15 protein-coding genes are annotated in these 15345 nt (G+C 58.5%); 8 read left to right on the plus strand and 7 right to left on the minus strand.

Translation table 11 applies throughout. The features are described from left to right. Window positions 1-54 precede the first annotated feature (54 nt). The gene (locus tag HCG46_RS08140; RefSeq protein WP_075284179.1) at window positions 55-1530 is read right to left on the minus strand and encodes an ATP-binding protein; all 1476 of its coding nucleotides are present in this window, start codon (window positions 1528-1530) and stop codon (window positions 55-57) included. A 287-nt stretch (window positions 1531-1817) separates the two neighbouring features. On the opposite strand from HCG46_RS08140, the gene HCG46_RS08145 reads away from it, so the two are divergent. Together HCG46_RS08145 and HCG46_RS08150 are read left to right on the plus strand one after the other, a co-directional pair. Next, window positions 1818-2648, plus strand: coding sequence for a transporter substrate-binding domain-containing protein (locus HCG46_RS08145; RefSeq protein ID WP_161633234.1), 831 nt, complete (start codon window positions 1818-1820; stop codon window positions 2646-2648). Window positions 2649-2806: 158 nt separating this feature from the next. Continuing rightward, window positions 2807-3463 carry a cupin domain-containing protein gene (locus HCG46_RS08150; protein ID WP_055659505.1) on the plus strand — a complete coding sequence of 219 codons (657 nt, stop codon included), beginning with the start codon at window positions 2807-2809 and terminating at the stop codon, window positions 3461-3463. Here the strand turns inward: HCG46_RS08150 and HCG46_RS08155 are convergent. The 3 genes from HCG46_RS08155 to HCG46_RS08165 form a co-directional block, all read right to left on the minus strand. After that, a complete protein-coding gene (locus tag HCG46_RS08155; RefSeq protein ID WP_209009414.1) occupies window positions 3448-3987 on the minus strand; it encodes a DUF2867 domain-containing protein in 540 nt (179 codons plus the stop codon). The genes HCG46_RS08150 and HCG46_RS08155 overlap by 16 nt on opposite strands. 150 nt (window positions 3988-4137) lie before the next feature. After that, a complete protein-coding gene (locus HCG46_RS08160) occupies window positions 4138-4722 on the minus strand; it encodes a nitroreductase family protein (protein ID WP_168685674.1) in 585 nt (194 codons plus the stop codon). Window positions 4723-4818: 96 nt separating this feature from the next. Next, entirely contained in the window at window positions 4819-5739 is a 921-nt protein-coding gene (locus HCG46_RS08165; protein ID WP_168685676.1) for a DMT family transporter, read from the minus strand. Window positions 5740-5844: 105 nt separating this feature from the next. Here HCG46_RS08165 and HCG46_RS08170 point away from each other — a divergent pair, with 105 nt between their 5' ends. Both HCG46_RS08170 and HCG46_RS08175 read left to right on the plus strand, forming a co-directional pair. Continuing rightward, window positions 5845-6792: a LysR family transcriptional regulator gene (locus HCG46_RS08170; RefSeq protein ID WP_168685678.1), complete on the plus strand. Its 948-nt coding sequence runs from the start codon at window positions 5845-5847 to the stop codon at window positions 6790-6792. Between the two features lie 82 nt (window positions 6793-6874). Further along, complete coding sequence (locus tag HCG46_RS08175; RefSeq protein ID WP_168685680.1) at window positions 6875-8251, plus strand: DHA2 family efflux MFS transporter permease subunit; 1377 nt, start codon at window positions 6875-6877, stop codon at window positions 8249-8251. 35 nt (window positions 8252-8286) lie between these two features. Here the strand turns inward: HCG46_RS08175 and HCG46_RS08180 are convergent, their stop codons facing one another. Beyond that, window positions 8287-8847: a carboxymuconolactone decarboxylase family protein gene (locus tag HCG46_RS08180; protein WP_168685682.1), complete on the minus strand. Its 561-nt coding sequence runs from the start codon at window positions 8845-8847 to the stop codon at window positions 8287-8289. A gap of 215 nt (window positions 8848-9062) precedes the next feature. Here HCG46_RS08180 and HCG46_RS08185 point away from each other — a divergent pair, with 215 nt between their 5' ends. Beyond that, window positions 9063-9671 carry a TetR/AcrR family transcriptional regulator gene (locus HCG46_RS08185; protein ID WP_152507198.1) on the plus strand — a complete coding sequence of 203 codons (609 nt, stop codon included), beginning with the start codon at window positions 9063-9065 and terminating at the stop codon, window positions 9669-9671. Window positions 9672-9687: 16 nt separating this feature from the next. On the opposite strand, the gene HCG46_RS08190 is transcribed toward HCG46_RS08185, so the two are convergent. After that, window positions 9688-11199: a malonyl-CoA synthase gene (locus HCG46_RS08190; protein ID WP_168685684.1), complete on the minus strand. Its 1512-nt coding sequence runs from the start codon at window positions 11197-11199 to the stop codon at window positions 9688-9690. 296 nt (window positions 11200-11495) lie between these two features. Here HCG46_RS08190 and HCG46_RS08195 point away from each other — a divergent pair, with 296 nt between their 5' ends. Then, window positions 11496-12149 carry a hemolysin III family protein gene (locus tag HCG46_RS08195; RefSeq protein ID WP_023000058.1) on the plus strand — a complete coding sequence of 218 codons (654 nt, stop codon included), beginning with the start codon at window positions 11496-11498 and terminating at the stop codon, window positions 12147-12149. A 66-nt stretch (window positions 12150-12215) separates the two neighbouring features. Here the strand turns inward: HCG46_RS08195 and HCG46_RS08200 are convergent, their stop codons facing one another. Further along, window positions 12216-12953, minus strand: coding sequence for a L,D-transpeptidase (locus HCG46_RS08200; protein WP_023000057.1), 738 nt, complete (start codon window positions 12951-12953; stop codon window positions 12216-12218). 148 nt (window positions 12954-13101) lie between these two features. On the opposite strand from HCG46_RS08200, the gene HCG46_RS08205 reads away from it, so the two are divergent. Next, the gene (locus HCG46_RS08205; RefSeq protein WP_077290455.1) at window positions 13102-14169 is read left to right on the plus strand and encodes a dipeptidase; all 1068 of its coding nucleotides are present in this window, start codon (window positions 13102-13104) and stop codon (window positions 14167-14169) included. 381 nt (window positions 14170-14550) lie between these two features. After that, window positions 14551-15318, plus strand: coding sequence for a GntR family transcriptional regulator (locus HCG46_RS08210; RefSeq protein ID WP_161633233.1), 768 nt, complete (start codon window positions 14551-14553; stop codon window positions 15316-15318). Window positions 15319-15345: the final 27 nt, after the last annotated feature.

Raw genomic sequence — 15345 nt, forward strand, 5'->3', positions numbered from 1 at the left:
GAAGCATGCGCGAAAGTTTGCCAACTCGCCAGTCAGTGTGCTGCAAAGGCCGCGTCAGGCGGCGGCTTCGTCACCCGGTGCCGTCTGCCAGCCAAGGTCGGTCAGCGTCACGATACGATTGCCGCGCAAGTCGGTGGCGCAGACAAGAAATCCGCGTTCTTCCATATGGCTCAACAGCCAGCGCGCCCTGCCGGGAGACCGTGTGCCGTAGGCGGTGGCAATTTCAATGTTGCCGGGACATGGCGCCTTCGCGATCGCGGCCTTTGCCAGCAACAGGTACACACCGCGCATGTCTTCCGGCAGTTCGGAGGCGATCAGTTCCGCCTGGGCCCAGGCTCCGTCGTCCATTTCGCCCTTTTCGACGCCCGCACGGGCAACGGAGAGCTTTTCTCGGAAAGTCTGCAGGTCCGGTGCGCCGCCCGCCAATTTGGAAATGCGGCAGCGGACCTGGAAGTCCTGATACAGCGTTGCAATCGGCTGGAACGCAGCTTCCTCGTCTTCCAGAATACCTGCAATGATTTCCGAAATTTTCTGCTCGCGTTCGCCAAAATCGAGCAGGCTCTCAGCCTGTGGCACGTCTTCAGCGCTAGCTCGTTCTGCACTGCTGAGCTGATCGAGCACGTCGCCGGTCGAAACCATAGGCTCGACGAAACGCTGGCGAACCGGCTGAACTTCGTCAGCTCCCGGCGTGAAGATCAGATCCTTGGCGTCTTCCTTGGGCTGCTCCGGCAGTGGTAGCAATTTGTGTGTTCCGCCCCGCCCCATGGTCTCCACCGGGCCGATCTTGACCGGAACGGGACGGCGCGACATGGCCGGTCCGAGAGCGATGAAGTGGCCCCTGTCGAGATTTCTGAAACTTTCGGCCTGACGCCGCTCCATGCCGAGAAGGTCGGCAGCACGCGCCATGTCGATATCCAGGAACGTACGGCCCATCAGGAAGTTGGACGCTTCTGCGGCGACGTTCTTGGCAAGCTTGGCGAGACGCTGGGTGGCAATGACGCCAGCCAGTCCGCGTTTGCGACCGCGGCACATCAGGTTGGTCATGGCTCCGAGGGAACGGCGCCGGGCCTCCTCGGTCACCTCGCCGGCGGCGGCAGGCGCAAACAGCTGTGCTTCATCAACGATGACCAGCATCGGATACCAGAGATCGCGGTCCGCATCGAACAGGCCGTCGAGAAAGGTTGCAGCCGCTTTCATTTGCCGGTCTGCATCAAGGCCTTCCAGATTGAGTACCACCGACACCCGGTGCTGGCGCACCCGTGCGGCGATCATCTGAAGATCCTTTTCGGTGCCGACCGCATCGACAACGACATGGCCGAACTTATCTGCCAGAGACACGAAGTCGCCTTCGGGATCGATAATGGCCTGCTGGACCCAGCTCGCGGACTGTTCAAGAAGCCGGCGCAGGAGATGCGACTTTCCCGAGCCGGAATTGCCCTGCACCAGAAGGCGCGTTGCCAGCAGTTCTTCCAGATCAAGACCGGCGCGTGCGCCGCCTGTCATTTCCCCGATATCGATTTGTACCGTCATGCGACCACTTTTCTTGCAGCCTCGGCAGCGCTGCGGCTTCTCCGTTTTCTGGATTTCGTGCAGTGCGGTAGTCAGCACGATTCCGTGCCACTTGCAAAGCCAGCCTGCCGGGAAAGCCGGGTTTTCCCAGAATTCCACCGAATAGCAACCTTTAAGTGACAGGCTGCCTCCAGAAGAGGCCGCAAATCCGGTTCGGGCCTGCGTTAAGCAATGTCGGCTTTGCCAGGTGCCACGCAGGACTTCTGTGCTAAGGTTGGTAGAACGGGAGCTTTTTCAGGGAAATCGCTGTGACAGTCAATGGATTGGCAGGCTCTTCGTGCCGGCTCGTTTTAATACAACTCAAAACGCTGCTTGCCGGCGCTGTGTTGTCGATCCTTGCGCTTGCGGTGCATCCCGCCAAAGCCGATATCGTCCGTATTGCCGTCGGTGAGTGGCCCCCTTATTTTTCCGAAAGTGACGAAGGATACGGAACCTACGCCAAGGTCGTCGCAAAGGCCTTCGAACTTGAAGGCCTTACGGTGGAGTACGGCTTCTTTCCCTGGAAACGTGCCTTGCTGGAAGCCCAATCCGGCCGCTGGCAGGCTTCCGCAGGTTGGGGCAAAACCGCTGAGCGAGAACCTTTCTTTCATTTCTGCGACGCGGTTCTGGTTGAGCGCGAGCAATTCTTCTATTCGTCAGACCGACCTGTGAATGCGCAAAATGTGCAGGACCTCAGCGGATTGAGCCTTGGCGCACTAGACGGTGCAGCCCTTGGGGAGGACCTGGATAAACTGGTTACCGCAGATCAGATCACCGTCTATCGCCAAAGTTCCCTGGCAGACCTTTTCAAGATGCTTGATGTAGGGCGTGTCGATGTGGTCATGGGCAACGGAGAGGTGGCTGCCGATGCATTGGCTGACGCTTTTTCTCCCGAGGAGACCGCGCGTTTCAAGTCGTTGGAAAACGTCAACGTCCTTTGGGACTACCGCGTAATCGTTTCCAGGAACATCGAAAGCGGTGAGGAACTGTGCACCCGGTTCAACCAAGGTTTGAGGAAGCTTCGCGACACCGGAGAATATGACCGCCTTTTGTGGCCGGAACGCGATGGGGAGGGTCAGTCCCAGGCCAGCCCGTCCTGAGGCCCGGGCAGCCGCGAGAAATATGCAGGCTCTGATTTGGCTCGCTCGATTGCTTGCAATGCCTGAAAGGCTTCACAACGAGTTCAAATCTGTCCCCTTCCAAATGGGGATATCCTGCCCCATGTGAACATAATAAGAATCATATTGGGATGGACCGGATGAAAATTCATGCAGACCTGACGCAGCCTGCAATCGTCGACAGCGCCACGCTCGACTGGGTGCCCTCACCAATGGCAGGTGTGGAGCGAAGGATGCTGGAGCGCGATGGTGAAGAGGTCGCGCGAGCCACCAGTCTGGTCAGGTACGCTCCCGGCTCTGCCTTTTCCGCCCACAAGCATGACATGGGTGAAGAATTTCTGGTTCTGGACGGCGTTTTCTCGGATGAAAGCGGGGATTTTCCCAAAGGCATGTATGTGCGCAATCCTCCGGGCTCCAGCCATGTGCCTTCGAGCGAACCTGGCGCCGTCATCCTTGTGAAATTACGTCAGATGCAGCCTGACGATGATGCCTTTGTCCGGGTGAACACTCTGGACCCCAGCGGCTGGCAGGCCGGCAGACCCGGAGAAAGCATCCTGCCGCTGTTCATCCGGCCGGAAGAGGAAGTGGTGATGCTCGACTGGGAAAGAGGCGCCAGACTGGCTCCGCAAACCTTCCCGGGCGGAGCGGAGTATTTTGTCGTTGAAGGCAGTTTCGAAGACCAGAGCGGCCGCCACGATCAAGGTACCTGGATACGCCTGCCGGCGGGAACCCGGCAGGAAATCACGACAACCCAGGGCGCCCGCGTCTGGAGAAAAACGGGTCACCTGGCGTTCTGAGTTGCCCAGTGCTGGAGGGCTGTCCCCCTGGAAAGCTGGGTTTTGACGATCATCTTGTGCAACGGCAGGATCATCGCAAGATAGGCATGACCGGCCAGGTTATGCCGTTTGCAGCAGGTCGAGACATAGATCCGCGCGGCTCCTCCCCTTTTGCGGAACACGGAGACACGGAAATCCTGGTGCCAGTCGTTCTCGCCCAGAATGATCTCATCTTCTGAAACCGAATAGATCTTGAAGAAACCGATCCGGTCGCCCTCGCCCTTGCAGATGATGTTATCGGCGCCTTGTTCCTGCGCCAGAGCCTTCGTTGTCTTCATGCCGACGAGCCCTGCAAGCTTGTCGCGGAACGAGAGAAGCGCAGTCACCCAACCGATTTCTGCCATCAGAATGCGTTCGGCAAGTACGCGCATATCTGCGGTCAACAGGTCTTCCCGTCCGCGGATCGGGATGGAAAAGGTGTCGAGATAATCGTCGGCCACCCTATAGGTATTGAGGAGACTTTCTTCCGGCAGTTTGTCGGTCATGGCCATGTCCTGGCTCCCTCCAGCAAATTCGACTTGCCAAACCTATACCTGCTGCCACCGGAAAAACCCCTTGCAGATTGCCGCAGCAAAAAGGCAGCGGAAACAACCCGCTGCCTTTTTGGGAACGTGATTGTGTGCCGACCTCGGCGGTCAGGCCCAGGCACCTGCGAAAGCGATTTCAGCCAGTGGTTTGCGGCTGCTTGGAGTTTCGCGTTCCTGCAAGGTTTCAGGCAGCTCTGCTGTGTCCCCCCGCCGGCCAATGGCAATGGCAATCTGCGGCAGATAGCGTTCTGGCACACCGAGTTTTTCGTGGATCTCGTCTTTCAGGATCCCGGCCATGCCATGCGCATGAAAACCGAGTGCGGTTGCCTGCAGGGCCGCATGCGCCCAGGCTGAACCGGCATCGAAAGTGTGCAAGCCGTTGGCTCTGTTCGGTTTACCGTCCTTGCCGTCCACTTCGCTGTCGGAAAACAGATAGACAAGTGCGGAGGCGTGTTGCGCCCAGTCGCGGTTGAACGGGTTGAGAAGATCGACCAGGACCTGCCAGTCGGCATCGCCCCTGCGGGCATAGACGAAACGCCAAGGCTGGATGTTGAAGGCAGACGGCGACCAGCGGGCGGCCTCCAGAATGGTTTTCAGATCCGCTTCCTCGATCATCGACCGGTCAAAGGCACGCGGTGACCAACGGTCGACGAACAGGTTTTCAATCGGATGATCGGGTGTACGGGCAGTCATGAGCAGTGTCTCCAGTCTATTCCGGGCAAATATCCATCGGGCTGAACAGGAGATAGGTGATTTTTATCTCGATATCAAGATACTTTCCTCCAAGATTTATGTTGTCGGTGCCACTTCCCGGTCCAATCGCGGTCCTGCCCCGATGGATGGCGCGATCAGGATTGCCGACAACACCACGGCTGCGGACAGCAACTCCCTCAAGCCAATTGCTTCGCCAAAGACCAGCCAGCCGACCAGAAACATGGTCGGCAGCTCGAAACTTCCCGCAGCCGCGGTGCGAACAGGCCCAACCTTCTGACAGGCGATCGTATAGAGGATCTGCGGAATAAGAGCCGTTCCAAGTCCCATGGCGACGATGAGGCCCCACTGGCCGGTGCTTGCCGGCAGAACTGAGCCCTGCCCTTCATTGATCGCGAGGGGCAACAAACCAATGACGGACCCGGAAAGTCCGCAAGCCGTCCGTTCCAGCGAATTCAACTCGCCTGCCAGCCCGCTGAGGACAACAATCAGAAAGCCGAACGCGATGGGAGCAGGAATGGCCCATAATAGTGCCTGCAGTGCCTCGGGAGATAACGACGACGGATCGAGCAGCAGCCCGGCTGCCAGGATAACCAGACCTGCCGAGGCAAACGATCTCCAAGTCAACGCTTGCCTGAGCAGAACCCAGGCAAAGAGGGCCGCGAAAACCGGATAGGACATGTAGACGACACCGGCAGCGGCAACGGGTGCCACGCGGATCGCCTCCAGATGGCCGATCAGGCTGAGACCCAGCACCAGACCCGCCCCCGCCATCAACAGGGCGCCGCCTCGTTTGCGCTTCTCGAACGGCAGAAAGGGAAGCAGGAACAGGACGGAAAAGCCGTAACGATATAGCGCGATTGTGGCCGGGCCGGCGCCCAGTCCCTGAAGCTCCCGCACGAAGATCGGCACGAGCCCGAAACAGGCTGCGGAGGCTGCAATGACGAGTGTAGCTCCAGTTGTCCCAAGGCTGATGTGAGGAAAGGTGATGTTGCTCATGCCTTGTCGATACCGCGCAACGATGAGCAAACAAAATTCCTAGTTTTCATTCAGTTCATGAAATGCTTTCATACAAATATGATCCCTCGACTGGCCCTCCATCACTTGACCCTTCTTTCCGCGCTTGGCGAGACCGGCAGCATGACCGCGTCCGCCACGCGTCTCGGCGTGACCCAGTCCGCAGCTTCACACAGGCTGCGGGAAGCAGAGCGCCGCCTGGGGGTGGTTCTGGCACGCCGCGCCGAGAACCGGATTGAACTGACGCCGGAGGGCGAGCGTCTGCGGCATCTGGGCGAGACCTTTCTGGGCGAGTTGTTTCGTCTGGAGCAGGATCTTGAAGCCTCGGCAAGGGACGCCAGGATCCTCGTTCGCCTCGGCCAGGCAACCTACAGTCGCTATCACTGGTTTCCCGCGTTTCTGGAATACCTGGACACGGCCGACCCGAAACTGTCGGTCGATCTGTCATCGCGTGCGACGGCGCATCCCCTGGCCTCGCTCCTCGACGGTTCCGTGGATGTTTCGCTGGTTTTCGGCCGCGAACCGGCACTTGCCTCGCTGCGCGCGGTGAAGCTGGGCACGGACCCGATTGTCGCGGTGCTGGCGCATAATCACCCGCTTGCCGCAGAGCCTGTCGTCAACAGCGAGAACATGGGCGATGAGCGTTTCTTCGTTTATCCGCTGACCGCAGAACCCGGATTTGACTGGACAACCCTGCTTGGCGCCCCCACCCAGCCGTTCCGGCGGTTGACCCCGATGCCGACACCGGAAGCCGTGATCGATCTGGTGCGCGCCAAGTTCGGCGTTGCCATCTTCAGCAAGTGGGCCATCGAGCCGGAGCTGGCTGATGGGACGCTGGTTTCCCGCCCGATTGCCGAAGGTGGCGTTTCGCTGGACTGGTGGTGTGTTCGTCGCGCCTCGGACCCGCAGGACAGTCCGGCGGCACGCCTCTCATCTGCCTTGACCGCCTGGAGCCACCAGTCCGACAGGGCCTTGTCGACGCTTGCCTTCGGCGGAACGGGTCAAACTGCAGGGTCGGAATTGAAAAAAACCTAGGCGCGAAACAGTAACCTTCGTAAGCTTTTCAAGGGGAGAAGGGGAAAAGCCGGTAATTTCCGGCGAACGGGGGAGACAGGCAGTGGCTTCACTCTCCGAAAAGGATCGCAAACGCGGGCTTGTTCTGGCCATGGGTACGCTTGGCGGCCTGGTGATGCTGGACGAGACAATCCTTGGCGTTTCACTTCCGGCAATCCGGTCCGAGATGGGGCTTTCGCCGACACTGACCCACTGGATCATCAACGCCTACATGCTGACGTTCACCTGCTTCGCCGCTATCGGCGGCAAGGCGATCGACCTTTTCGGGTTGCGCCCTGCCCTAATTGTCAGCGCCAGTGTGTTTGCGCTCGCCAGTCTTCTGGCCGGATTTTCAAACGGACCTGAACTGCTGATCGGCATGCGCATCGTCCAGGGCCTTTGCGCAGCAGTGATGTTCCCGATGACGCTCGCAGCCGCGACCCTCACTTTCGACAAGGCAGAACGGGGCCGTGCAATCGGCATTCTGGCGGGGATGGCAACGATATTCCTGGCCGCGGGACCGCTGCTGGGCGGTGTCCTGACTGATTTTCTTTCCTGGCGTTGGGTCTTTTGGGTCAACATTCCCATTGTCGCTGTTGGAACTGTGCTTGCCTGCCTGTTCTGGCAACCGCCGCAGCAAACGCCTGCCCGCCCGCTCATAGATCGGATAGGTCTGTTCCTGTTGCTTGTTGGCATGACGGGGATCATTTTCGGCCTGATGGAAGGTCCCGACTTTGGCTGGACGACGCCACTGATCCTGGGCAGCTTGCTGGCCGGAATTGCCGGGATCGTGTTTTTCGTAGCCTTTGAAGCCAGGCAACGGATGCCGCTGATCGATGTGCACCTGTTTCGACTGAAGGCGTTTCACGCCAGTGTTCTCGTGATCCTTCTGACACAGATGAACAAGATCGTCGTTGCGATCTTCGTGCCCCATTTCCTGCAGCTCGACATGAAATTCACGGCGCTGGCGGCAGGTCTCGCAACTGTCGTCGCCGTTTTTCCGTTTCCCTTCCTGTCAGCACCCGCCGGCAAGTTGGGAGACAGGCACGGTTCGCGCAAGCCGGTTCTGATTGCCCTCGCGGTTCTGGCTCTGGCCAACATTGCTATCGGCACACTCACCCTTGCGGAAAACTATCTGGCGCTAGCCCCGGCTCTTCTGGTCTGGGGAATTGCCCTTCCCTTTGCGATGATCCCGACCGGGCGGATCACCGCCAACGCGGTCCCTTCGGAAAAGCAGGGAGAAGTCAGTGGCCTGGTCATCACGGCGCGTCTGGTTGGAGGAACACTCGGTGTCACAATGGGCAGCGTGCTGCTGGCCATGGAGGCAGGGTTCGGCTCCATCTTCTGGGTGATGGGTGTACTGATCGCCCTGTGCTGCGCCTATGGCTTCAGGTCATTCGCCAATGATGCACCAGCTTACCATTCAGCACCCGGGAGCTGAGTGCTCCCGGGTGCCGGAACAAGCGACCTGGAAGGTCACGCCACTTCCGGTTCCTTCTTCCAGGCAAATTGCTTGACTGGCTCATCCAGCTCAGTGTGAGCAAGCGCGTTGGTGAAGTTCGACAAGGTCTTGGCGGCGATGCCGACAAGAACTTCAAGTGCCTGCCGTTTGGAATAACCCGCAGCAAGAAATGCCTTCAACGCATCGTCACCGATATGTCCACGCTGCTCGACGAGGGTTCGCGTATAGACGCGAAGCGCTTCCAGTTTCGGGTCGTTCAGGCGTCCTCCAACGCGCAAGGCGGCAATCGCATCATCCGGCACCTTCACCATCTTCATCAGCATGGTGTGCCCTGCCATGCAGTAGTGACATTCGTTGAGGTAGTTCACTGTCATCATCACGACCTGCTGCTCGGTCGGTGACAGATCCGTGGCTTGAGTGAAAAGCCGGAACGTTTCCAGATAGGCTTCATAGACGGAAGGGGCTTCGGCCATCACCTGGTGCAGTTTCGGATAGAAGCCGTAATCCTTCTTCGACCTCTCGAGCAGGTCCAGAGATCCTTGCGGTGCAGTTTCAGGGGTGTGGTACTCAAACATGCCTTATGCTCCTTCAAAGCTTGGGCTGAGGAAAAGAAACGAGGTGGTCTTCAGGGGCGCCGACGCGACTGGAGGGAACCGCACCAGGCGTCCCGTCAGTCCGTGACAGCGCTTGAACTTGCTACGTTTTGATCACTTGTGTATAAAACTGGAACAAGCGTTTTGTCCATATGTGAACAAAACTATCCGCGTAACATGTTCGTGAGACGAGGGCGATGGCACGACCGTCCAAATTCGACAGGGAAGACGCGCTCGATGTGGTGATGAACCAGATCTGGCAGACAGGCTATCGCAACAATTCCGTCAAATCGCTCGCGGAGGTTCTCGGGATAACCCGATCGAGCTTCTACAACGCCTTCGGCTCCCAGGAGCAGCTGTTCAAGGAAGTGCTTGCCCGCTACACCCGGGTCTCGCCGGACAGGGTTCTGGCTCACGACAATTCCAACAAGCTGGTGCGTGGCGTAATCACTGAATTCTTTCAGGACATATGCCGCCTGCGGGCCCGCGACCCGGAATGGCGCGGCTGCATGGCTGTCAACGCAATTAGCGAACTCTGCAGCAGCCATCCCGAACTGGGGCCGGTGTTGGCAGAAGTTATCTTCGGAAGTCTGGAACGGTTGGAAAGACTGCTCAAGCTGGGTGTCGAAACCGGCGAACTACCGAAGGACTATGACATTCGCAGCAATGCACTTGCGGTTCAGACGCTGATGATCGGCATCAACACGCTGAGCAAGGTTGTCCATTCAGAGAAATCCTTGTGGCTTGCATGCGAGGCAACGCTGAAAGGTCTCGACCTTCTCGAAAAAAGCGGGATTGGCGAGTGAGTGCAAGATGGCGTGATCAGCCGAAATCGCCGCTGAACCGTTCACGCAGCACGTTTTTCTGGATCTTGCCCATGGTGTTCCGCGGCAAGGCCTCCAGAATGTGGACCTTCTTGGGTTGCTTGAACTTCGCCAGACGATCGTTCAAGGAGGCTTGAACGGCGTCCTGGCCCAGTGCGGCTCCCGGTTTCGGTGCCAGCACGGCGACCACCGCCTCTCCAAAATCGGGATGCGGCACGCCGATCACCGCGCTTTCGGCGACGCCCGGCAGTTCGTCCAGCAGCGCTTCAACCTCGGCCGGATAAACGTTGAAACCACCACTGATAATCAGATCCTTGGACCTGCCGACGATGGAAACATAACCGTCTTCGTCGACGCGCCCCATGTCGCCGGTGATGAAATAGCCGTCTGCCCGAAATTCCTGTGCCGTCTTTTCCGGCATTCGCCAGTATCCCAGAAACACGTTGGGCCCCTTGATCTCGATGATGCCGACCTCTCCGTCCGGCAGCTCTCGCCCGGTTCTGGCATCGACGACACGAAGCCCGACCCCGGGCAGAGGAAATCCAACCGTTCCCGGCCGACGTGCACCGTCATAGGGATTGGAAGTGTTCATGTTGGTTTCGGTCATGCCGTAACGCTCCAGGATTGCGTGTCCGGTGCGCTCTCGAAACTCCTTGTGCACCTCCGCCGAGAGCGGGGCTGACCCTGAAATGAACAGGCGCATGTGGGCTGCCACATCCCGCGTGAACCGGTCCGATGCCAGCAGGCGCGTATAGAATGTCGGAACGCCCATCATGGCTGTTGCTTTCGGCAGAGCGGCAAGAACCTGATCCAGGTCGAACTTCGGCAGGAACAACATGGAACCGCCTGCCATCATCAGACAGTTGGTGGCAACGAACAGCCCGTGAGTGTGGAAAATCGGCAGGGCGTGCAACAGCACATCGTCTTCGGTGAACTGCCAGTATTTCACCATGGTCTGCGAATTCGACGCCAGATTTCCATGCGTGAGCATCGCTCCCTTGGAACGTCCCGTAGTACCGGACGTATAGAGGATGGCCGCCAGATCGTCGTCTTCACGCGGACGGTTGTCATAGTCCGTCGGCATCTGGTCTGCGAGTAGACTGAGGCTGCCCTCCCCGTTCTGATCGAGCGTGTGCAATCGTGCGCCGGCCTTTTGCGCCGTTCCGGCCAGCTCGTCGGCCCTGGCCGGGTCGCAGACAAAGACAGCCGGTTCCGCATCACCAACGAAATAACCGATTTCGGCAGGGGTATAGGCAGTGTTCAGAGGCAGAAATACGCCACCGGCACGGATCGTGCCGAGATAGAGCATCAGGGTATCGGGCGTCTTTTCCACCTGGACAGCAACCCGGTCTCCCGCTTTGACACCCAGTTTCTGGAGGGCACCGGCATATTGCGCAGACCGCGCGAACATGTCCGCGTAGGTTATCTTCCCGCCGTCCAGTGTTTCGAGAAAGACCTTGGACCGATCCGGTATGAAGGCGGTCAGGGCGTCAAAGAGATGGTTCATCATCGCAGCGTTCCGAAATGGCGGGCAATCAGGAAGGATGTATTTGATACCAGTGGTGCCCAATTTTAAAGCAAGTCTGAGAATTTTGGGCAAGTCCGGGGAAATGCGGCCTGCCACCATCAAGCTTTCATAAAACTTTCACGCCATGCTTTAGGGTGTGAGGCCATAAATGGTGCTGAAATGGTTTGAGACCGATTGGTCCTCCTCGGCGTTGCGAATTTGCTTCGTCAAATTATCCGCACCTTCGCTGAGAGGAATTGGACCACGCAATCGCACTCCGAACGACCGAGGGATACTTGATGCCGACAATCAGACCGCAGACCTTTGCAGAATTCGTCGCCGACGGTGCCGTTCATGTGATCGGCATCTGCCTGGGGCTGACGGCAACCATTGTCCTGGCAGCCACGCTCTGGAACGCGGGTGACCCTGCCCGGCAGGTCACTGTCATGATCTATGCTGCCTGCCTGATGGCGATGCTGATCTGTTCCGCGCTCTACAACATGCTGGCGAAAGACCACAAGACAGGGATCCTGAGGCGGCTCGACCACGCGGCCATCTTCCTGATGATCGCGGGCACTTACACCCCCCTGGCGGCAATGATCATCGGCGGATGGACGGGCGGCGTGCTGCTGGCTGTCGTGTGGACCGGTGCGCTGGCCGGGGCCATCGTCAAGCTGGCACATCTGACCGGGCTTGATCGCCTCACTGTCCCCATCTACCTCGCGCTAGGCTGGGTGGTCGTTTTTGCCGTCAATCCGCTGATCGAAAAAGCATCCGCATTCGGGTTTTACATGATCCTGGCGGGCGGGCTGCTTTATACGGTTGGAACAGCCTTCTATGCCTGGAAACGCCTGCCATTCCAGAATGCGATCTGGCACGCCTTCGTACTGGCCGCCGCGGTCTGTCATTTCTCTGCCGTGTTCCACGACGTGGCCCTAATCAGAGCCGCCTGAAACCACTCGACAAAAAAGGCGGCACCGACAGGTACCGCCCTTTTCCATTTCCATCAGCGTGACTGCTTAGGCGTCCGCGTTGGGGTCCTTGCTGAGCACGACCACCTTTGTCTGCAGCGGCACGCGGCTGTACAGGTCGATCACGTCCTGCTGCCACATGCGGATACAGCCCGAAGACACACTCTTGCCGATGGAGTTCGGCTGGTTGGTGCCGTGGATACGGTAAAGCGTGTCAGTGGCGCCTTGCCACAGATCCATGGCGCGCGCGCCCAGCGGGTTCTTCAGACCGGGCGGGTAGCCCTTTTCCCAATAACGCTCCAGAGACGGCTTGCGGGCAATCATTTCGCGTGGAGGGCGCCAGATCGGATGAGGCCGCTTGACGCGGATCTTTGCCTCGCCCGACCAAGCGAACCCGGCCTTGCCCACACCGATGCCATAGCGCAGCGCCTTGCCGTTGCCGAGCGTCCAGTACAGGAAGTTGTTATAAGGATCGACGATGATGGTTCCGGGCCGCTCGCGGGTTTTGTACTCCACGATCTGCCGCCAGTACTTCTGGTCGAAATTCTTGTAGTTGATGGCCGGCCAGGTGTAATCGCCATCGGGCCATGCCGCATAGGCAGCCGCATAGTCGAACTGCTCGTCCGGCAGATCGGCCTGATCCGGCAGACCAACCAGCCCGGCGGACTGACATCCTGCAAGGCCGGCTGCCGTAAGCACCAGGCCGGCGGCCAGGAAACCACGCCTGTTCATCGCGCCACCTGCTGGCGAACTGTCAACATCGAGCGGCGAATTGGAACGCTTCATGAGACCTCCACAAATTCTGGCTCCTTCTTGAGACAGGTTTTCAACAGTTGCAAGTCACATTCGCCGAACTGCCTTACATTCTTCAGATGAATCCTTAGATTATTCCCAGCCGACCTTCTCCGGCCCACCCCACACTCAAGGTCCTTCCGTGCAGACAAACGTTTCAAAGTCGCCTTTTCCCGTCTTCGATGGTCACAACGACACACTCCTGAAACTCGAAATCGAGGCCATGAAAGGCACCGAGCGCAGTTTCTTTGACCGCTCGACCACAGGCCACATCGACATGGTGCGGGCGCAGGAAGCCGGATTTGCCGGCGGGCTTTTCGCCATGTTCGTACCTTCCAACCCGGAACAGGACTTCACCCGCCCCTTCAACCCGAAGGACCCTGCCAACTATCAGCCCGTACCGCAGAAGAGCGCGTTTGATTTCACAAAACGTATGCTGGAACGGGCCGAGCAGATCGAAGCCCAGTCGGAAGGCAATGTCGTCATTTGCAGAACGCCGGACGAGAACCGTACAGCGATCGAAACCGGCCAGATTGCCATAAGCCTTCACATTGAAGGTGCCGAAGCCATCGATACCAACCTCTATGCGCTGGAGGAACTCTACGGCCGCGGTCTGCGCTCACTTGGACTGGTGTGGAGCCGAGAGAATGATTTCGGATACGGTGTGCCGATGGCGCACCCGGCTTCACCGGATATCGGCCCCGGCCTGACCGGTGCGGGACGCGATCTGGTTCGCGCCTGCAACCAGCTCGGGGTGCTGCTTGATGTGTCCCATCTGAACGAAAAGGGTTTCTGGGACCTGGCGCGCATTACAGAACGGCCGATCGTTGCCAGCCACTCCAATGTTCACAAGATTTGCGAAAGCAGCCGTAATCTGACGGACAAGCAGCTTGATGCCATCAAGGAAAGCGGAGGTCTCGTCGGCATCAATTTCCACGTTGCCTTCCTTCGCAAGGACGGCGGTCATTCGCGTGACACGCCGCTTTCGGTCATTGCCGACCATGCAGCCTATCTGGTTGACCGCCTCGGCGAAGACAGCGTGGCTCTCGGCTCGGATTTCGACGGCTGTGTCCTGCCGCGCGACATTGGCGACGTCACCGGTCTGTCCCGTCTGATGGAAGAGCTCGACGGCCGCGGCTTCAATACACCGGTACTGGAGAAGATCGCCTGGAAAAACTGGATCTCCGCACTGGAGAAAGCTGCCGGCTGAACGGGCCTTTCTCGCCTTTGATCAAGATCACTCCGCCCGCCTCGCAAACTTGTTACCATGCGTAAACAGTTAGCGATTGCATTTGTGGACGGGCGGAGAAACAATGCATTTATTGTTATTTTTTGGCAGCCGTCTAAATATTAGATCCGGAATTCCACCTGAACTGCACGTTCAAGACCCACCCTCATCGGTGGCACAAGATGCAGGCAGGTTGCAGTATTCAGGCGGTTGTGCGTGGTTGGCACGTCCCATTGACCGTTCCTTCGCACCAGCGGATGGCCGGATGGAGAAAAAAACGCGAGATTGCAGACGGCGATATTTGTCGGCTGTGGTCTTTCTTTGCGTTGCCATTCAGACGCGATGCCAGTGGGGGGCAGCGACGTGAATGTATTACTTACCGCGGACAGACGTTCGCCGGTTCAAGCGGAAAACAGGGGCAAGCGCGCGCGCAAGTCCGATGCAGTCTATCAGGACCTCAAACGCCAGATCCTGACCGGGGAAATGACCTCGGAAAGCCCGATTACAGAACAATCCCTTGCCCAGGACTATGGCTGCTCGCAGAGCACAATCCGTGAAGCGCTCATGCTGCTTCAGGAATGCGGCCTCGTTGTTCGCCGCGGCTATCAAGGCACCTACGTCACAGATCCGAGCCCGCTAGAAGCCCGTCTGATGCTGAAACTGCGCATCGACATTGAATCGACCGGCGTCGTGGAAGCGGTCAAACATGTCACCAAGGACCAGGTGAACGAGCTCTATGACCTTGAAGACCAGTTCGAAGCCTGCCGCGACAAGCGGGACGTGTTCGGCTGTGCGGAAATCGACCGTGCCCTGCATCTGAAACTCTTCAGAATTGCCCGGATGCCGGTTCTGGATCCTATGCTGGTCAGGACCTTCATGATCCTGCAACGGGTCATGCTTTCGAGACCGCGTTCCGAACAGTCATGGACCAGGCCGAATGTGACCCCGCACCGGTCCGTCATCGAAGCGCTGGAAGCTCATGATGTCGACGCGACGCTGACGGCTCTTCGAGCTCATATCCTGTCGAGCGCAGTTTTGCTGGCTCCACACTTTTACGGTACGGATATCGTGGAATTGCAGGACCAGTTCGACGCGTTGCCTGTTCAGGCAGCTGGCTTCAATTGGCGCTAGGCTAAGCTCAACCGACCTTCCCGCTCA

The sequence above is a fragment of the Labrenzia sp. PO1 genome, from assembly GCF_012273635.1.
Classification (GTDB): Bacteria; Pseudomonadota; Alphaproteobacteria; order Rhizobiales; family Stappiaceae; genus Roseibium; species Roseibium algicola.